The 17,889-nt window shown below is 63.6% G+C and carries 17 protein-coding genes; 12 read left to right on the top strand and 5 right to left on the bottom strand.

Going from position 1 to position 17,889, the window contains the following annotated elements:
* Positions 1 to 49: 49 nt before the first annotated feature.
* The 4 genes from AC1DSD_RS07490 to AC1DSD_RS07475 form a co-directional block, all read right to left on the bottom strand.
* Positions 50 to 508 (bottom strand): SRPBCC domain-containing protein, encoded by a 459-nt coding sequence (locus tag AC1DSD_RS07490; protein WP_478029309.1) that lies wholly within the window; start codon positions 506 to 508, stop codon positions 50 to 52.
* A complete protein-coding gene (locus AC1DSD_RS07485; RefSeq protein ID WP_478029308.1) occupies positions 509 to 844 on the bottom strand; it encodes an ArsR/SmtB family transcription factor in 336 nt (111 codons plus the stop codon).
* A 179-nt stretch (positions 845 to 1,023) separates the two neighbouring features.
* Positions 1,024 to 1,431: a GFA family protein gene (locus AC1DSD_RS07480; protein WP_478029307.1), complete on the bottom strand. Its 408-nt coding sequence runs from the start codon at positions 1,429 to 1,431 to the stop codon at positions 1,024 to 1,026.
* Positions 1,428 to 2,147: a DNA alkylation repair protein gene (locus tag AC1DSD_RS07475; RefSeq protein ID WP_478029306.1), complete on the bottom strand. Its 720-nt coding sequence runs from the start codon at positions 2,145 to 2,147 to the stop codon at positions 1,428 to 1,430. Before AC1DSD_RS07475 ends, AC1DSD_RS07480 begins: the two co-directional genes overlap by 4 nt.
* 47 nt (positions 2,148 to 2,194) lie before the next feature.
* Between AC1DSD_RS07475 and AC1DSD_RS07470 the strand changes: the two genes are divergently transcribed.
* From AC1DSD_RS07470 to AC1DSD_RS07455, 4 genes are all read left to right on the top strand, one after another.
* On the top strand, positions 2,195 to 3,409 hold the full coding sequence (locus AC1DSD_RS07470; RefSeq protein WP_478029305.1) for an acyl-CoA dehydrogenase family protein: 1,215 nt from the start codon (positions 2,195 to 2,197) through the stop codon (positions 3,407 to 3,409).
* Between the two features lie 97 nt (positions 3,410 to 3,506).
* Complete coding sequence (locus AC1DSD_RS07465; RefSeq protein ID WP_478029304.1) at positions 3,507 to 4,580, top strand: acyl-CoA dehydrogenase family protein; 1,074 nt, start codon at positions 3,507 to 3,509, stop codon at positions 4,578 to 4,580.
* Between the two features lie 203 nt (positions 4,581 to 4,783).
* A complete protein-coding gene (locus tag AC1DSD_RS07460) occupies positions 4,784 to 7,873 on the top strand; it encodes a TonB-dependent receptor domain-containing protein (protein WP_478029303.1) in 3,090 nt (1,029 codons plus the stop codon).
* A 94-nt stretch (positions 7,874 to 7,967) separates the two neighbouring features.
* The gene (locus tag AC1DSD_RS07455; RefSeq protein WP_478029302.1) at positions 7,968 to 9,290 is read left to right on the top strand and encodes a spinster family MFS transporter; all 1,323 of its coding nucleotides are present in this window, start codon (positions 7,968 to 7,970) and stop codon (positions 9,288 to 9,290) included.
* Positions 9,291 to 9,363: 73 nt separating this feature from the next.
* On the opposite strand, the gene AC1DSD_RS07450 is transcribed toward AC1DSD_RS07455, so the two are convergent.
* Entirely contained in the window at positions 9,364 to 10,611 is a 1,248-nt protein-coding gene (locus AC1DSD_RS07450) for a TetR/AcrR family transcriptional regulator (protein WP_478029301.1), read from the bottom strand.
* 161 nt (positions 10,612 to 10,772) lie between these two features.
* Between AC1DSD_RS07450 and AC1DSD_RS07445 the strand changes: the two genes are divergently transcribed.
* From AC1DSD_RS07445 to AC1DSD_RS07410, 8 genes are all read left to right on the top strand, one after another.
* On the top strand, positions 10,773 to 12,056 hold the full coding sequence (locus AC1DSD_RS07445; protein WP_478029300.1) for an acyl-CoA dehydrogenase family protein: 1,284 nt from the start codon (positions 10,773 to 10,775) through the stop codon (positions 12,054 to 12,056).
* A 90-nt stretch (positions 12,057 to 12,146) separates the two neighbouring features.
* Positions 12,147 to 13,229, top strand: a complete 1,083-nt coding sequence (locus AC1DSD_RS07440) for a Zn-dependent alcohol dehydrogenase (protein ID WP_478029299.1) — start codon at positions 12,147 to 12,149, stop codon at positions 13,227 to 13,229.
* Positions 13,230 to 13,239: 10 nt separating this feature from the next.
* Positions 13,240 to 14,304, top strand: a complete 1,065-nt coding sequence (locus tag AC1DSD_RS07435; protein ID WP_478029298.1) for a phosphotransferase family protein — start codon at positions 13,240 to 13,242, stop codon at positions 14,302 to 14,304.
* 103 nt (positions 14,305 to 14,407) lie between these two features.
* On the top strand, positions 14,408 to 15,172 hold the full coding sequence (locus AC1DSD_RS07430; RefSeq protein WP_478029297.1) for an SDR family oxidoreductase: 765 nt from the start codon (positions 14,408 to 14,410) through the stop codon (positions 15,170 to 15,172).
* A gap of 28 nt (positions 15,173 to 15,200) precedes the next feature.
* Complete coding sequence (locus AC1DSD_RS07425) at positions 15,201 to 16,001, top strand: SDR family NAD(P)-dependent oxidoreductase (protein ID WP_478029296.1); 801 nt, start codon at positions 15,201 to 15,203, stop codon at positions 15,999 to 16,001.
* 12 nt (positions 16,002 to 16,013) lie between these two features.
* A complete protein-coding gene (locus tag AC1DSD_RS07420) occupies positions 16,014 to 16,313 on the top strand; it encodes a putative quinol monooxygenase (RefSeq protein ID WP_478029295.1) in 300 nt (99 codons plus the stop codon).
* A gap of 60 nt (positions 16,314 to 16,373) precedes the next feature.
* Complete coding sequence (locus AC1DSD_RS07415) at positions 16,374 to 17,147, top strand: hypothetical protein (RefSeq protein ID WP_478029294.1); 774 nt, start codon at positions 16,374 to 16,376, stop codon at positions 17,145 to 17,147.
* Positions 17,148 to 17,164: 17 nt separating this feature from the next.
* On the top strand, positions 17,165 to 17,887 hold the full coding sequence (locus AC1DSD_RS07410; RefSeq protein WP_478029293.1) for a TonB-dependent receptor: 723 nt from the start codon (positions 17,165 to 17,167) through the stop codon (positions 17,885 to 17,887).
* Positions 17,888 to 17,889: the final 2 nt, after the last annotated feature.

Raw genomic sequence — 17,889 nt, 5'->3', positions numbered from 1 at the left:
CATCGCAAAAAGCGCCGCCCCCGGGGCAAGGGGCGGCGCGGCCGGGGGCTCAGGCGAGATGGGCGACGAGATTGTCGAGGGTCTGGCTCGTGCCGTTGGCGACGCCGAGCCTGATATAGTCGTCGAGATGCTCGTCGGATCGGCAGACGATCTCCACCGTCATGCGGGTGCCGTCGTCACGATCGGCGAGCACCACGCGACCGATCGCGTCCATCGCTTCGAACTCGAGCAGATGCGGCGGTTCGATCCGCCGATAGGTCCCGGTGAACGGCATATGAGCATGGCTGGGCGAGACGAAGATGAAACCGCCGCCGATGCGAAGGTCGATCTCGCAGCGCGACAATGGCTTGCCGCCGGCGTCCCACCAGAGACGCATGCTCTCGGGTGTGGTCCAGGCGCTGAAAACGGCGTCAGGCGAAGCGGTGAAATCGCGGACGAAGCGGATGGCGTGAGCGGCGCGGTCGATCGTGAAACCGGGCGCGTCGGTGGCGATAGCGGGGGCAGGCATTCAACTCTCCTTCTTGGTGGTGGCGAGGTGGCGGTCGAGATTGTCGAAGCGGCGGTCCCATTGGTCGCGAAACCGCTCGATCCAGTCGGCGGCGTCCTTCATCGCCTCGGCGCGCAATCGCCGCGGGCGGCGTTGCGCGTCGCGCCCGCCCTCGATCAGCCCGGCATGTTCGAGCACTTTCAAATGCTTCGAAATGGTCGGCTGGCTGAGCGCGAAGGGCTGCATGAGTTCAGACACCGTCGCCTCGCCCAGCGCGAGCCGGGCAAGGATCGCACGGCGCGTGGGGTCGCTGAGCGCGGCGAAGGTCGCGTCGAGATGAAGTGATTCGATAGCCATATGGCTATATAGCCAAATGGCCCCCCCCCCCCCCCCCCCTCAACCCACCCCCGTTTACGAGATTGGCAGGTAAATCATGCCCCCGGCATGATTTAGAAGTGCCCGGGGGGCATTTCGACCTGCCTATCTCGTAAGCGCCCCTCCCTTGCAGGGAGGGGAGATTTAGAGGTCGATCGACCCTAGTCCGGCATCGTCTCGAACACGATCAACCCCTCCGGCATGGCGACCCAATCGGGTTTGTCACGGACGAAGATCGCGAGCGCCGGCTTGAAATGCGCCGGGTCGTCGAGCGAACCGGCATAGATGGTGTGGCTGTCATGCACGCCATGGATGCCGCCGAACACCAGCCCGCCGCAGTTGGGGCAGGAATTGCGCGTGGCGCTGCCGCCGCGCATTGCCGGGGAATGGAATTGATGCGTGCGCCCCGTGATCGTCAGCGCGCTGGCGGCAAAGCCCATGAACGGGATGAAGCCGGATCCCGACGCCTTGCGACAGTCGGCGCAATAGCAGAAGCCCATGCCGTCCGGCGCTCCTCGCGCTTCGTAGCGCAATTGCCCACACAGGCATCCACCGCCGATCGTCGTCATTCGCTTCTCCGTTTGCCGCTATTCTTGAGTGCTTCGCGTTTGCTCAGGCCGCTCAATCGATCCTCGTCTGCCGCGACATAGCGCGCGATTTCATCCGGATCTGTCCAGGCATATTGGCGCAACGCCCAGCCGATCGCCTTGCGCAGGAAGAATTCGCTCGACCCGATCGACGGTTCGATACAGGCGTAGAGCAGATCGAGATCGGTCTCGCGCTTGGCGGGCAATTGGCAGAGGATCGAGCTTCTCCGCTTCCACATATCCGCGTCGGTCGACCAGCTCAGCATCGTCTCGCACATCGCGGCGCGATCGTTCTGCAGCAATGTCCATAGCCGATGCCCGGCGATCTCATCGACATAGTCCCACCACGCGCCGGTGACGATCATCTCCTCGTACATCGGCAGCGCGTCGATCCGCTGAAACCGGCGCGCCGACTTAACCGCAGCGAGCTCGATCGCCGCATACCGCTCCTCGCGATGGGTGGCGCCGTGCCACAAGGCGAGCACATCGGCTTGCCACGCCGCGCTGTCGGGCCAATCGATTCCGGCGAAGACCGGCTTCAGCGCGGCACGCCGCTGCACGCTCGCGACGCCGAGGTAGGGCATCGCCGATTTCATGTACGCTTGCATCGCCGACGCGCTTGCCGGTTCCGCTACGGCCTCCAGCGCTTCACGTACCCGTGACGTCAGGGGCTTTCCCGTTGCCTTGGAATGTGTCATCTCCGGACCATACCCGATATTCAGATTCGGTTTAAAGGAGAGTTTTAATGGCATCCGCCGCCGAACTCGATCGTCCGTCCGACGCACTCGAGAATTTCCGCGCCGAAGTGCGCGAGTGGCTCGCCGCCAATTTTCCGGCATCGCTCAAGGGCAAGGGCAATGTCCTGGCCAGTGTCGAGGGGCCGACCCAGGAAACGCTGGAGATGACGGCGTGGCGCAAGGCGATGGGCGAAAAGGGCTGGGGCGTGCCGACCTGGCCGAAGGAATATGGCGGCGGCGGGCTTAGCCGTGCCGAAGCCAGGGTGCTGGCGGACGAGATGGCGCGCGTCGATGCATGGAATCCGATCGGCGGCATGGGCGTAATGATGTTCGGCCCGACCCTGCTCGAATATGGCAATGAGGCGCAGAAGCGCGAGCATATCCCGGCGATCGCCAAAGGCGAGGTGCGCTGGTGCCAGGGTTATTCCGAACCCAATGCCGGATCGGACCTCGCCAATCTCCAGACCTTCGCCGAGGACAAAGGCGACCATTATGTCGTCAATGGCCAGAAAACCTGGACCTCCGGCGGGCAATGGGCGGACAAATGCTTCTGCCTCGTCCGCACCGACAAGACAGAAAAGCACAAGGGAATCAGCTTCCTGCTGATCGACATGACCGCGCCGGGCGTCGAGGTGAAGCCGATCAAGATGATCAGCGGCATGTCGCCCTTCTGCGAGACATTCTTCACCGACGTGAAGGTGCCCAAGGAGAATCTGGTCGGCGAGGAAGGGCAGGGCTGGACGATCGGTAAGCGCCTGCTCCAGCACGAGCGGACCAATTTGTCGGGTGGCGGGTCGCGGCTGATGCCGAGCGGGCCGGGCCTGCCAGACGTCGCCAAGAAATATGTTGGCGTGGATGCCGAAGGGCGGATCGCCGACGCGGATTTGCGTGCCCGAATCGCCAAGTTCGAGATGGACTGGCGCGCCTTCCTGCTGACCGCGATGCGCATCCAGGCCGAATCCAAGGCGAAGGGCGGCGTGTCCGAAGTGTCGTCGATCCTCAAGACGATCGGCACCAAGCTCGGCCAGGAACGCGCCGAGCTGACGATCGAGATCCAGGGGTTGCAGGGCCTGGGCTGGGAAGGCGAGGGCTTCAGCGAAGCCGAGCTGCACGGCGTCCGCGCCTGGCTCTTCGGCAAGGCGACGACGATCTATGGCGGCTCGACCGAGATCCAGAACAACGTGATCGCCAAGCGCATCCTGGGGATGCTGGATCATCAATGAAACCGTCACCCCAGCGAAAGCTGGGGTCTCACGCCGTTTAGCGTGCGCTTGCCGCACCAGATCCCAGCTTTCGCTGGGATGACGAGGGAAGAAGAATATGGCCGTCCTCAACGAAGAACAGACGATGCTGCGCGACATGGCGCGCGAATGGACTCGCAATGAAAGTCCGGTGACCGAGTGGCGCAAGGTACGCGATGCCGATACCGCGACCGGCTACGATCCCAATGTTTATAACGAGATGGCGCAGATGGGTTGGGCGGGGATCGTCATTCCCGAAGCCCAGGGTGGCTCCGATTTCGGCTGGCTCAGCCTGGGGCTAGTGATCGAGGAACTCGGCCGCACGGTGACTGCGAGCCCGCTATCGGCAAGTGCCGTGGCGGCTTCCGCGATCGGGCTTGGTGGCAGCGACGCGCAGAAGGATGCCTGGCTGCCCAAGATCGCGAGCGGTGAGCTGGTCGCGACCTTCGCGCTCGATGAAGGGCCGCGTCATGATCCTGAGAATATCAAGACAGCAGTCGCGGGCGGCAAGCTCAGCGGGACCAAGGCGTTCGTGGCGGAAGGCGACAGCGCCGGCCTGTTCGTCGTCGCGGCGACGGACGGGCTTTATCTGGTCGACGGGAACCAGGCTGGCATATCGCGGTCGCGTCGTCACCTGACCGATTTCCGCAGTCACGCCGACGTCACGTTCGACGCGGTCGAAGCCGACAAGCTGGCGAACGGTGGCGACAAATTGCTCGACCAGGTGCTCGATCGCGCGCGCGTGGTCGCGTCGGCCGAGATGCTCGGGATGGCGCAACAGGCGCTCGAGACGACGCTCGATTATCTCAAGCAACGCCGCCAGTTCGACCAGGTGCTGTCCACCTTCCAGGCGCTGCAGCACCGCATGGCCGGTCTGTTCAGCGATATCGAGTTGATGCGCTCTGCAGTCGAAGCGGGACTCGCGGCGATCGATGCCGGCGGCGATACGCGACAGGCAGCCTTGCTCGCCAAGACAAAGGCGAACGAGGTTGGCCACGCGATGAGCCGCGAGATGATCCAGCTCCATGGCGGGATCGGCATGACCGACGAATATGATGCCGGATTCTACCTCAAGCGCATGCGGGTGCTGGAAGCGGTATGGGGAAATACCGCCTATCTCCGCGACCGCTTCGCGCGGCTCGGCGGCTACTGAACTCAACACCTTTTCTGGCCATGTTTCCGGAATCCGGTTTGGCCGGCTTCGGAGCCATGCGCCCGTGCCCATTCCGCGCCGAACCGAGAATCCATAGCGATTTGCAACGCGACTAACGCTTGACGTAGGGTCACCCATAGTGCCTATTCGAGTAATGGGTATGGAGCCGATCAAGGTGCTCCAGCTCGTTTGGGGAGAGGCATATGACCAAGACAAGGTTGCTTTGCGCCTGCGCTATTTCCGTGTTTGCGGTATGCGCGGTGTCGTCGGCGGCTGCCCAATCGGCGCCGGCCGCGGATCCGCAGGACACTGGCGGCACGCCGGACATCATCATCACCGGTTCGATCATCAGGGGTACGCCGGAGGACGCGGCATTGCCGGTCAACGTCATCGGCGCCGATGAACTCCAGAAGCAGGGCTCCCCTTCCGCGGTCGAATTGCTCAAGGCGCTGCCGACATCGAGCGCGGTGCTCGGCGACTCGAACCAGTTCGACAGCCGTTCGCAGGGCGCGGAAGGCATCGCCACCGCCAACCTCCGCGGCCTGTCGCCGCAACGGACCCTGGTGCTGCTCAACAATCGGCGCTTGGTTACGGCCGGCAACGGCGTCCCCGCAGTCGATATCAACCTGATTCCGTCCGCGGCGATCGGCCGCATCGAAGTGCTCAAGGATGGCGCGGCGGCGACCTACGGATCGGACGCGGTCGCGGGCGTGGTCAATTTCATCACGCGTACCGACCAGGAAGGGTTTCGCGCCTCAGCCGCCTATCGTTGGGTCAAGGATACCGACGGTGATATCGACGCGTCGCTGAGCTACGGCCATGTCGGCAATGGCTTCAGGATGCTTGCCGCGGTCGGCTTCAACAAGCGCGGTCAATTGCTCGCGCGCGACCGCGCGTTCGCGGTCCAACCCTTTCTCAACAATCCACAGGGCGGCTGGACCGGTGGTGGTAACCCCGCCAACTTCCTGCTGGTTGGTCCAAGTGCCACCCCTGGCGTCGTTACCCCCTATACGGGTGTCGTGGCCGATACGAGCTGCGTTCCCCTGGGCGGGTATCTTGGCGCGAACGGCCGCTGCTCGACTCAATATACCGGGTTCGACACGCTGGTAGACCTTGAGAAGCGCATCACCGCCTTCACCGATGTCGAGGTCGATCTCGGCGGCAGTCACAAATTCGAGGTCACCGCGCTTTATGGACGCACGACGGTCCCGCACTATCTGACCTCGCCGTCCTATCTGCTGACGCAGTTGCCCTCGACGGTGTCGCTGGGCGGTTCGGTAGCGAACACCAGTCTCGGGCTCGGTTTCTATGTGCCGGCGAACAATCCAGGGTTCATCGCCTACAAGGCCGCCAACCCGTCGCTTTTCATCAATCCGGTGACGGGCAATCCATTGCCCGCAAGCGGAGCTATCTTCCCGCTGCTGCTATTCCGCCCGTACATGGCCGGCGGCAATCCCTCTACGCTCGGGGATTCGGGTGAGACCGGTTCGGCCCGCGGCATGCGCAAGTCGGAATCGATCCGTTTCACGGCCGAATTCAGCGGCAAACTAGCGCCGAAGCTCGATTACAGCCTGTCGGCGACCTATCACCAATATTATCGCTACATCGACGGCTACGACTCATTCGGCGACCGCATCCAGCTCGCGTTGCGCGGGTTGGGCGGCCCGAACTGCACCGGCAATGTGCCCGGCGCGAACGGCTGCATGTGGCTCAATCCGTTCGGCAACGCGGTAACCGCCGGCGCGATCAATGGCACGACCAACCCGCAAGGCAATGCCGCTTTGGCCAATACCAAGGCACTGACCGATTGGTTCTTCGTGCGGTCGTCGACCGCGGTCGATTCGCAATTGTTCGTGCTCGACGGCAACATCAGTGGCTCGACCGGCATCAAGCTGCCTGGCGGCGACATCCAGTTCGGCGTCGGCGCGCAATATCGCTATAATTGGTTCGACACCAAATATGCCGCGAATAACAACCTGGCGGTCAATCCGTGCCGCGACACGCCGATCACCGGCAACACAAATCCGGCGGCCTGCGCCCCGACCTCGGGCGTAACCCCGAGCCCCGCGACCGGCGCGCTGGCCTTCCTGGGTACCAACCGCGACAGCTTCCTGAAGGGCGGCGTCAAGGCCGTGTTCACCGAATTGCAGCTCCCGGTGTTCGACAGCTTCAATATCCAGGCAGCCGTGCGATATGAGGATTATGGTGGCTCAGTCGGTTCGACCGTCGATCCCCAGGTCCGCGCGCGGTGGCAGGTCACCGACTGGCTCGCCATCCGCGGGGGATACGGAACGACGTTCCGCGGGCCGACGCTGGCGAACATCACCAACAATTTCGTGACCGCGCTCCAACTGATCGGCACGACGTTCAAGCCGGTCGACGTCTATGGCAACCCGGCGCTCAAGCCCGAAAGCTCCGAAAACTACTCGGCGGGCGTTCTGCTGAAGTTCGGCGGTTTCAACGCCAGTGTCGACTATTTCCGCTATAATCTCAGCGACGTAATCGTCAGCGATCCGCTGAGCGCGATGGTTGCGACGCTGTTCCCGACGGGGTTGCCCAACACGTGTGCCACCAATGCGGGCCTTGCCGCGCGGTTCACCTTCTCGACCGGCGCGTGCACCGGGGCGACGACGGTCGCCAATATCGCGCGCGTCAAGACGATGTACCAGAACGGCGCGACCCAGCGTAACGACGGGCTCGATTTCAGCGTCAACTACCGGTCGAACCAGTTCCTCGGCTCCGCTATTCGTTTCGGCATCGGCGCGGACGCCACGCGGACGCTGCACAACCGGATCAGCGCGATCATCGTGGCGGGAACTAAGGTTCAGGGCGCGTTCGATGGCGTCGGGCTGCTCAACTATCAATCGACATTGTATCCGGTGCCGAAATGGAAGGGGCAGGCGTATCTCGACCTTGGCGCCGGCCCCGTCGATGCCCGGTTGACGGTCAACTATACCGACGGACTGCATGACCAGCGTTACGATACCAAGACCGGACCATTCGCGCCCAACTGCGCGCTGGGCCTGAAACCGGGAGCGACCGGCGCCTGCGTCGACTCTGGGCTGACGCCCAACGCCGCGAGCATCCTGACCGGAGCCGATCTCGACGACTTCATCTCCGCGGACCTCAACGTCCAGGTCAAGCTGCCGTGGAAGAACATCGTCCTCACTGGCACGGTGTTCAACATCTTCGACGCATCGCCACCCTTCGCGCGCGAAGATTACAATTACGAGCCGTTCGTCGGGAATCCCTACGGCCGGATGTTCAAGCTCGGCCTGTCGACCAAGTTCTGACTTTGGCACCCTAGCTTTCTCTCTCCGGCCTCGCCSCGCCMGACCMGCGCGGCGGGGCCGTTGTTTTGCAACGAAAAGAAAGGTCGCCCCTCCCGTGTCCTCCCCCACGCATCTTCCCGAAATCGAGGCGACGTTCGTCCCCAAGCGCCGCGCGCTGACCCTGCTGCTGCTGACCTTCGCCTATTTCTTCAGCTATATGGACCGGCAGATCCTGGCGATCCTGCAGGAAGACATCATCAAGGATCTGCATCTCTCCGATACCCAGATGGCAATCCTGAGCGGCATGGCGTTCGCGATCTTCTATGCCGGGCTCGGCATTCCCGTCGCCTGGCTCGCGGACCGCAGCAACCGCGTGCGGATCATCGCTGGCGCACTTGCGATCTGGAGCGGGTTCACCGCCTTGGGCGGACTTGCCGGCAATTTTTGGCAGTTGCTCGGCGCGCGCATCGGCGTCGGCATCGGCGAGGCGGGATCGAGTCCCCCCAGCCATTCGATCATTGCCGACCTCTATCCGCCGGACAAACGCGCGTCGGCCCTGTCGATCTATTCGCTCGGCGTCGGGCTGGGGGCGGCGTTCGGCACGATCATCGGCGGCGTCGTCGCGACTTATTATGGCTGGCGCGTCGCGATGTACGTGATCGGCCTGCCCGGATTGCTGCTCGCGGCGATCATCTGGGCAGTCGTGCCCGAGCCCAAGCGCGGCCTGTCCGACGCGCAGATCGCGATGGATTCGGCCAGGCCGTCACTGATCGACGGTTTCACCACCTTGTTCGCCAACCGCGCCGCGCTTCACCTCGTCGCCGGTTTCACCCTGACCTCGATGATCGGATACGGCCTCACCGCCTTCGGTCCGAGTTTCATGCAGCGGTCGTTCGGCTTCACGAAGCTCGACATCGCGCTCAAGGTAGCACCCGCCGGCGCGGTCATCGTCGCCGTCGCGGCCATCGCCAGCGGACGGATCGCCGACCGGCTGACCCGCCGTTACGGGCAATACAGCCAGTCATTCATGGTGGTGGTCTTCAAGACAATCGGGCTGCCGCTGGCCCTATGCGTCTATACCGCGACCAACCCGACTTTCGGGGTCGGCGCCTATTTCCTGTCGATCCTGTTTTCGACCGCCTATCTCGGCGTGACCTTCGCGCTGATCCAGTCCGAGGCGCCGATCCGCCTGCGGGCGACCTGGGCGGCGATCACCTTGCTGGTCAACAACATGATCGGGCTAGGACTGGGGCCATTTCTGGTCGGCATGCTCAGCGATGCACTCAAGCCGACCTACGGCGCTGAATCCCTGCGCTATTCGATGTTCGTCTTCGCCGCGATCACCCCCTGGGCGATCTTCCATTATTGGCGCGCGGGCGTGCTGCTCAAGCGCAAGGCGATCGAGCGTAAGGCAGCGCAGGACGCGATTGCCGTCTGAGATTCCTTGTGGTCGCGTGCTTTATCGCGAATAGCCGGATTCCACCTATTCGCAGCACGCTCCGGCAGGCGGCTCAACTATCCACTGCGCGGTCGTCGAACAGGCCGAAGGCGAGGGTGGAGGCATACATCGCCACCGCACGCTCGCGCGGCATTGTCGATGCCCATTTGCGCATGTCGAACGCCGCATTCTGCAGCGCCATCAGCGACTGGCTGACGATCAGCGCATCGACCGGGCGGACCGATCCCTCGGCCGCGCCGTCGGACAGCATGCCAGCATAGCGCCGCGCGATGCGGTTCGAGCGGTCGATCATCGCCTGGCGCACATGGCGCGGCAGGCCGGTCAGCGCGGTCGTGCGCAGCAAAGGTCCACGTTCCGAGAATTGCACGTCGAGCAAGGTCGCGATGATGCTCGACAATCGATGCCACCAGTCGCCACTGCTGTTCTCGCCGACCTGGATCGTTTCGGTGATCGTGTCGAAGCTGCGCTTGTAGCATTCGATGACCAGATCGTCCTTGGCATCGAGATGATGGTAGAAGCTGCCCTTGGTGACATTGAGCTCCGACGCGATGCGCTGCACCGAGGCGCCGCGATAGCCGAGTTCGTTGATCAGCCGGGTGGCCGCGCGCAGGAACGCCTCGCGGCCAGGCTCCGCTTCCTCATGCTCGATATCGAGGATCGCCGGCTCCCATTTGGCGCCCGGGACCGCGATGCCGTGGCGAAACATGTCCATCAACCGCGCCTCGACCCGGTCGAACTGGTCGAGATCGTAGCGCGCGATCCAGGCGGGGATCCAGAAGGTGTTCTCGAGCAGCACGTGCGCGCGCGCGCCAAACAAATCCTTGAGACGGCGATTCTCGGGTTCCTCGCCCCATAAAGCACGCGTTTTGCGGAAAATCTCGCGCCAGGCCGCCATCAGCCGGCCGAGCATCGGATCCTCCATCGCGCGCAAATCGCTCAGCGTCGCCAGCGCGCGCTCCTCGTTTTCGCGGATACGCGCAAACCGCTCCATGTTGAGCGACAGATAGCGGGCGACCCGAGCCTCCGGCGTCGCCTCCATCTGGGCGATGTCGAGCATCTCGCCCAAGGTTTCGAGCGTGTGTTCGAAACACGCCTGGGCGAGATCTTCCTTGCGCTTGAAATAATAGGTCACGCTCGTCGTGTTGAGCCCAACGCGGCGCGCAACATCGGCGAAGGTCATGCCCTTCGCGCTCTGTTCGTTTATCGCTTCGGAAGCGGCGGCCAGGATCGCATTACGTTTCGCCTTGAAACGTTTCGTTCCCGTAACCTCGTCCAGTTCTGCAGTATCGGTTTGCCCCATCCGTCCAGCTTAACATTTCCGTCACACGGGGCCAGCGGATTCCGCAGCGCCATTTCGCTTTTTCGTTGTTCGGAACCCCTCGGAAAAAGAGGATTCAACGGCTTTACCGAAAACTCGGTACGGTTTAGTCGAGATAGCGACAGCCATAGGAGAGAAGCATCATGGACTTTACGCTGAGCGATCGCGAAACCTATTTCCGGGACCGTGTGCGGGCCTTTATCGACAAGGAGATCGCACCCCGAAACGCCGAATATCACAAGCAGTCGCACGAGGGCGAGCGCTGGAAGGTGATCCAGGTGATCGAGGATGTGAAGGAGATCGCCAAGGCGCAGGGCCTGTGGAACTTCTTCATGCCGCCGCATTCGGGCCAGACCCATGTTGATGACAGTTTCGAGTTCGAAGGAACCCAGCTTTCCAATCTCGAATATGCTCTATGCGCCGAGGAAATGGGCAAGATCGGCTGGGCTTCGGAATGCTTTAACTGCTCGGCGCCCGACACCGGCAACATGGAAGTCTTCCATCGTTACGGCACGCTCGAGCAGAAAGAGCGGTGGCTGCGGCCCCTGATGGAAGGCAAGATTCGCTCCGCTTTCCTGATGACCGAGCCGGCGGTCGCCTCATCCGACGCCACCAACATCGAAACCTCGATGGTGCGCGAGGGCGACCATTATGTCATCAACGGCCGCAAATGGTGGTCATCGGGCGTCGGCGATCCTCGCTGCGCCGTCGCGATCGTGATGGGCAAGACCAACCCGGACGCCAAGCGCCACGCCCAGCAGAGCCAGATTCTGGTCCCGCTCGATGCGCCGGGCGTCAAGATCGAGCGGATGCTTTCGGTTTACGGGTATGATCACGCCCCGCACGGCCACGGCCAGGTGTTGCTCGAGAATGTCCGCGTGCCGGTCGACAATCTGCTGCTTGGCGAAGGACGTGGTTTCGAGATCGCGCAGGGCCGGCTCGGGCCGGGCCGTATCCACCATTGCATGCGCACGATCGGCGTTGCCGAAACCGGGATCGAGGCCATGGCCAAGCGCCTGCTCAGCCGCGTCGCGTTCGGCAAGCGCATCGCCGACCATTCGATCTGGGAACAGCGCATCGCGCGGGCCCGCATCGATATCGAGATGACGCGGCTGTTGTGCCTCAAGGCCGCGGACATGATGGACAAGGCCGGCAACAAATCCGCCCAGCTCGAGATCGCGATGATCAAGGTCCAGGCGCCCAACATGGCGCTGCAGATCCTCGACGACGCGATCCAGGCGCATGGCGGCGGCGGCGTGTCGGACGACTTCCCGCTGGCGCATCAATGGGCGGCGATGCGGACACTGCGCTTCGCCGACGGTCCCGATGAGGTCCACAATCGCGCGATCGCCCGCAACGAGTTCGGCAAATATGCCGACTACAAGGCCGATATCGTGTCGAGCGGGGACATCGGAGTCAGCCGGTAAGTAGTCGTCGCTCCGGCGGAGGCCGGGGCCGCCGTGTTGCAGGGACCAAAACTTAGCGGCCCCGGCCTGCGCCGGGGCGACGGAGATAAAATGAAGGCAGCCGTTCTGTTCGAAGCGAAGAAGCCGCTCGAAATCTGCGACGTGACGATCGACAATCCGGGCCCGCACGAGGTGCTGATCCGTACCGCGGCCTGCGGCGTGTGCCGGTCGGATCTGCATTTCGTCGATGGCGCCTATCCCACGCCGTTTCCGGCGATCCCCGGCCACGAGGCCGCGGGTATCGTCGAGGCGGTCGGCAGCGAGGTGCGCACGGTCAAGGTCGGCGCCGCCGTCGTCACCTGCCTGTCGGCTTTCTGTGGCCATTGCGAATTCTGCGTGTCGGGGCGGATGTCGCTGTGCGTCAGCAACGATACCAAGCGCGCGCGCGATGCGGCGCCGCGGCTCACGCTGAATGGCGAGCCGGTGCACCAGATGCTCAACCTGTCGGCTTATGCCGAGATGATGCTGGTGCACGAACATGCCTGCGTCGCGATCGACCCCGACATGCCGCTCGACCGCGCGGCCCTGCTCGGCTGCGCGGTGACGACAGGCGCGGGGGCGGTGTTCAACGCCAGCCCGGTCACGCCGGGCGAAACGGTGTGCGTGGTAGGTTGCGGCGGCATCGGGCTGGCCGCGGTCAATGCGGCCAAGATCGCCGGTGCGGGCAAGATCATCGCGCTCGACCCGGTTCCGGAAAAGCGCGCTTTGGCGGAAAAGCTCGGCGCGACGCACAGTTTCGACGCGACGGCGGAAGGCACGGTCGCCGAGGTGGTCGAATTGACCAAGGGCGGGGTGCACCACGCGATCGAAGCGGTCGGGCGCGAAGCGTCGGCGCAGACCGCGGTCAAGGTGCTTCGGCGCGGCGGCACCGCGACCATCCTGGGCATGATGCCGATCGGCAGCAGCGTCGGCCTGTCGGCATTCGACCTGCTGGGCAGCAAGCGATTGCAGGGCGGATTGATGGGCGGCAATCGCTTCCCGGTCGATATCCCGCGGCTGGTCGATTTCTACCTGCGCGGGCTGCTCGATCTCGACACGATCATCGCCGATCGCATGCCGATCGGGCGGATCAACGACGCCTTCGACGAATTGCGCAAGGGCGATACCGCGCGCTCGGTGATCACGTTCGGGTAGGGACAGGTTGATGAGCGCACATCCCGACGACGCACCAAAGACGATCGAAGTCGCGGAAAAGGATCGCCTCGACCTAACCAGGCTGAGCGCCTGGATGCAGGCCAATGTCGAGGGATTCGCGGGTCCGCTCGACTACACCAAGTTCGCCGGTGGACAGTCTAACCCGACCTACAAGCTCCAGGCGGCATCGGGCGAGTACGTCCTGCGCCGCAAGCCGTTCGGCAATTTGCTGCCCTCGGCGCATGCGGTCGATCGCGAATATCGCGTGATTGCCGGGCTTTATCCGACCGGCTTTCCAGTGGCGCGGCCATATGGGCTGTGCACCGACCCCGAGGTGATCGGCACCGATTTCTACATCATGGGGTTCGCCGATGGGCGCAACATCTGGGACGGCACGATGCCCGACTATGCGCCCGACGAGCGCACCGGGGTCTACAACGCGATGTGCGACACCTTGGCGGCGCTGCACAATACCGATTACGAGAAAGCGGGGCTGGGCGATTACGGCAAGCCGGGCAATTATTTCGAGCGCCAGGTCGGTCGCTGGACCAAGCAATATCGCATGGCCGAAACCGAGCCCATGCCCGCGGTGGAGAAGCTGATCGAATATCTGCCGCGCACCATTCCGCCGCAGATGCGGACCTCCGTGGTCCATGGCGATTACCGCATCGACAACATGATCTTTCACGCCACCGAGCCGCGCGTCATCGCCTTGCTCGACTGGGAATTGTCGACGCTCGGCGATCCGCTCGCCGATTTCAGCTATTTCCTGATGAGCTGGGTAACCGCGCCCGAGGGCCGGTCGGGTGTGATGGGCAAGGCCGGTGGCGACAGCGGCATCCCGACCTTGGAGGAAATGGTCGAGCGCTATTGCGCGGCGACCGGGCGCGACGGCGTGCCCGACCTCAACTGGTATTTCGCGTACAATCTGTTCCGCCTGACCGGCATCGTCCAGGGCATCAAGAAGCGGATCGTCGAGGGGACGGCGTCGTCGGCGCAGGCGGAGAAGTCGGCGGCGGGCGTGTACCGGCTCGCCGATGCGGCGTGGGGCTTTGCGGAGAAGGCGGGGGCGTAGATAGCTCGTCGCCCCGGCGGAGGCCGGGGCCGCTGGCCGTGTCGCGCCGTCGCCAACGGCCCCGGCCTCCGCCGGGGGCGACGACTAGAAAAAGGAGAGGACAATGTCGCTATTCGACCTGACCGGAAAGGTCGCGGTCATCACCGGATCGTCGCGCGGGATTGGCAAGGCGAGCGTGTTCGAACTTGCCGAACATGGCGCGAAGGTCGTCGTCTCGAGCCGCAAGCAGGATGCCTGCGATGAGGTCGCCGCCGAAATCAACGCCAAATACGGTGACGGCACCGCCATCGCGGTCGCCGCGAATATCTCCGACAAGGAGGGTCTGCAGCATCTGGTCGACGAGAGCCGCCGGGCATTCGGCAAGATCGACATCCTGGTCTGCAACGCCGCGTCCAATCCCTATTACGGGCCACAGGCGGACATCAGCGACGAGCAATTCCGCAAGATCCTCGACAACAATATCGTATCCAACCACTGGCTGATCTCGATGGTCGTGCCCGAGATGCGCGCGCGCAAGGACGGCGCGATCATCATCATCTCATCGATCGGCGGCCTGCGCGGATCGACCGCGATCGGCGCCTATTGCATCTCCAAGGCGGCCGATATGCAACTCGCGCGCAACCTGGCGCACGAATATGGGCCGGACAATGTGCGGGTGAACTGCATCGCGCCGGGCTTGGTGAAGACCGATTTCGCACGGGCACTGTGGGAGGATCCGGAGCGGCAAAAGGCGGCGAATAGTTCGGTACCGCTGCGCCGGATCGGCGAGCCGGAGGATATTGCGGGCGGCGTGGTGTTCCTCGCGTCGAAGGCTGCCGCGTTCACGACGGGTCAGACGATCGTGATGGATGGTGGAGTGACGATCTAATCCTCGCGTCGCCCCGGCGGAGGAAAGAATGACACGTTTTACCGGCAAATCGATCATCGTCACCGGCGCTGGATCGGGCATCGGCCGGGCCTCCGCGACCCTGTTCGCGGCGGAAGGCGGCAGCGTCATCGCGGCCGACAAGAGCGAGGCAGTGCACGACACGGTCGAGGCGATCCTAAAAGCAGGTGGCACGGCCAAGGCGATCCAGATGGATGCGGGCGATGAGGGCGATGTGGAACGCACGGTGGCGCTCGCCGTGGCCGAACATGGCGGCCTCGACATCATCTACGCCAATGCCGGGATATCGGGCGGGATCACCGGCATCCTCGACACGCCGGTCGAGCTTTGGACCGAAGTATTGCGGGTGAACCTGATCGGGCCGTTCCTGGCGATCAAGCATGGCGCGCCGGAAATCATCAAGCGCGGCAAAGGCGCGATCGTCTGCACCGCGTCGGTTGCCGGCATCCGCTCGGGCGCGGGCGGACCAGCCTATTCGGCGTCCAAGGCGGGCGTCATCAATCTCGTCACCACTGCCGCGCAGCAGCTGACCGGCACCAATGTCCGCGTCAACGCGATCTGTCCGGGGCTGATCGAGACCGGCATGACGGCGCGCGTGTTCGAATATGCCCGCGCCAACGACAAGATGGACAAGGTCGGCCGCCTCAATCCGCTCAAACGCGCCGGCGTTCCGGAAGAAATTGCGCGGGTCGCCTTGTTCCTAGCGAGCGACGATGCGAGCTACGTCAACGGCCAGGCCTGGGCAGTCGACGGCGGCCTGTCGTCGAGCCACCCGGTCACGCGGCAGGAGTTCGGCAAGCCTGCCGTTTGAGGAGTAGAAGAGATGCTGTTGATTATGGGCACGGTGCGGTTGCCGGCAGGCGGGCTCGATCGCGCGCGGACCGCGATGGAGGCAATGGTGACTGCGAGCCGTGCCGAGGACGGCTGCTTCACTTATGCCTATGGCCAGGATGTGCTTGATCCCACCCTGATCCATGTCGTCGAGCGCTGGCGCGATGGTGACGCGCTCAAGGCGCACGGCGCGTCGCCGCACATGGCCGAATGGCGCGCACGGGGCGCCGAGCTGGGGCTCCACGACCGTGACCTGAAGCTCTATAACGCCGACGAGGGCACGCCGCTTTGAAGGTTTGACAGATTCGCCGCGACACCGCACCCTGCGATGACAAGCAGGGGGAGGGTTGAGATGCGCAAGTTTCTCACGGGCTTGGCAGTGGTCGTCACGTTTGCCGGCGCGACACCTGCCGTTGCTCAGGACAACGGCGCCAGCGACGGCACCGCGGAAATCATCGTCACCGGCTCGCTGATCCGCAAGCGCAACAATAATGACGACCAGCCCAGGCCCGTAATCCCGCCCGCCGCGGTGCAGATGCTGCGCCGCACGGCCGACTTCGCCATTCAACAGGTCGTGATTGCGAGCGACACGGTCGGTGACGATGAGGCCAAGAAGGAAGTGCTGGCTATGGTCCGCAAGGCGGTCGATTCCGCCGGCGCCTCGGGCGTGCTCGTCGCGAGCGGCGACATCGTGGTCGAACCGCTGACCGTGGGCAATTATACCGATCTCAAGGTCCTCGATGGCGACGAGGACGACAATGATCCGGACGACACTATCGACGGGCAATTCGTCAAGTTCCTGGTCAAGGTGCCGCTCGCGCCCGGCGTCGATGCCAAGACGGCGTTGGCCAAGATCGATCAGTTCATCAAGAAAGTGCCGCAAGTCGGTCGCGCCGAAATGAAACCATATGGCGACCTGACGCTGAGCGTGGTCAATCCCGAGCAATATCGCGGCGCGATCATCGACCTGGTCGCCAAGGACACGGCGGGGAGCAGCGCGAAATTCGGTGCCGGCTATGGCGTCGAAGTCACGGGACTCGACAAACCGGTGCAATGGAAACGCGCGGGGCTGACCGAGGTGCAGCTATTCCTGCCCGCGAACAGCACCATCCGGCCGCGCAACTGAACGCAAGGAGGAGAGCAATGCGGATCATCGCCGGCAGTCTGACCATCCTTGCCGCGGTCGCGAGCGTCACGCCGCTATTCGCGCAGGAAGTCATCGTCACCGCGCAACGCCGATCGCCGAGCGATTATAATGGCGGCTATGCCAATGGCATCGTCGCCACCCAGCGGTCGATCATCAACCTCAAACGCAAAGCCGATTATGTCGTGCAGAGCGTGCGACTGACCGGCGACACCCGAGATGCGACGGTGCGGATGAACGACATCAACGCGACGTTGCGCACGATGATCGCCGGGGCGCCCAAGGCCGGCGTGGAATTGGCGACGGGCGACTATATCGTGGAACCGCTCACGACGACCAATTATCGGAACCTCACTTATGGCGGCGATGGCCGGCCCGACACCTCAACCACGACCTTCCTCGTCAAGGTGAAGCTCACGCCCGACATGGATATCGCCGCGGCCAAGACGCAAATCGGCCGCTTTGTCGATGCCGTAGCCAAGGCCGGGCGGTCGACATTGACCGTGATGGGCGAGCCGACTTTGTCGGTCGTCAATCCGGACCAATATCGTGGGCAGATCGCCGATCTGATCGCCGCCGACGCCGCGACGATGAAAGTGAAGTTCGGGCCCGATTACGGCGTCAACGTCAGTGGACTCGATCGGCCGGTCGAATGGGCGCGGGCGGGGCCGGTCGACGTGGTCCTGTACCTTCCCTCTACTTATACCGTCACAAGGAAGTAGGG

Source organism: Sphingomonas sp. P4_D12 (genome assembly GCF_056401895.1).
This window is presented reverse-complemented; position numbering and strand designations above follow the sequence as displayed.

Coding starts and splice junctions, on each gene's coding strand:
- AC1DSD_RS07465 (WP_478029304.1), top strand. CDS start 3,507: ATGGCCGTCCTCAACGAAGAACAGACGATGCTGCGCGACATGGCGCGC.
- AC1DSD_RS07450 (WP_478029301.1), bottom strand. CDS start 10,611: ATGGGGCAAACCGATACTGCAGAACTGGACGAGGTTACGGGAACGAAA.
- AC1DSD_RS07420 (WP_478029295.1), top strand. CDS start 16,014: ATGCTGTTGATTATGGGCACGGTGCGGTTGCCGGCAGGCGGGCTCGAT.
- AC1DSD_RS07475 (WP_478029306.1), bottom strand. CDS start 2,147: ATGACACATTCCAAGGCAACGGGAAAGCCCCTGACGTCACGGGTACGT.
- AC1DSD_RS07445 (WP_478029300.1), top strand. CDS start 10,773: ATGGACTTTACGCTGAGCGATCGCGAAACCTATTTCCGGGACCGTGTG.
- AC1DSD_RS07435 (WP_478029298.1), top strand. CDS start 13,240: ATGAGCGCACATCCCGACGACGCACCAAAGACGATCGAAGTCGCGGAA.
- AC1DSD_RS07485 (WP_478029308.1), bottom strand. CDS start 844: ATGGCTATCGAATCACTTCATCTCGACGCGACCTTCGCCGCGCTCAGC.
- AC1DSD_RS07480 (WP_478029307.1), bottom strand. CDS start 1,431: ATGACGACGATCGGCGGTGGATGCCTGTGTGGGCAATTGCGCTACGAA.
- AC1DSD_RS07440 (WP_478029299.1), top strand. CDS start 12,147: ATGAAGGCAGCCGTTCTGTTCGAAGCGAAGAAGCCGCTCGAAATCTGC.
- AC1DSD_RS07410 (WP_478029293.1), top strand. CDS start 17,165: ATGCGGATCATCGCCGGCAGTCTGACCATCCTTGCCGCGGTCGCGAGC.
- AC1DSD_RS07425 (WP_478029296.1), top strand. CDS start 15,201: ATGACACGTTTTACCGGCAAATCGATCATCGTCACCGGCGCTGGATCG.
- AC1DSD_RS07430 (WP_478029297.1), top strand. CDS start 14,408: ATGTCGCTATTCGACCTGACCGGAAAGGTCGCGGTCATCACCGGATCG.
- AC1DSD_RS07490 (WP_478029309.1), bottom strand. CDS start 508: ATGCCTGCCCCCGCTATCGCCACCGACGCGCCCGGTTTCACGATCGAC.
- AC1DSD_RS07470 (WP_478029305.1), top strand. CDS start 2,195: ATGGCATCCGCCGCCGAACTCGATCGTCCGTCCGACGCACTCGAGAAT.
- AC1DSD_RS07415 (WP_478029294.1), top strand. CDS start 16,374: ATGCGCAAGTTTCTCACGGGCTTGGCAGTGGTCGTCACGTTTGCCGGC.
- AC1DSD_RS07460 (WP_478029303.1), top strand. CDS start 4,784: ATGACCAAGACAAGGTTGCTTTGCGCCTGCGCTATTTCCGTGTTTGCG.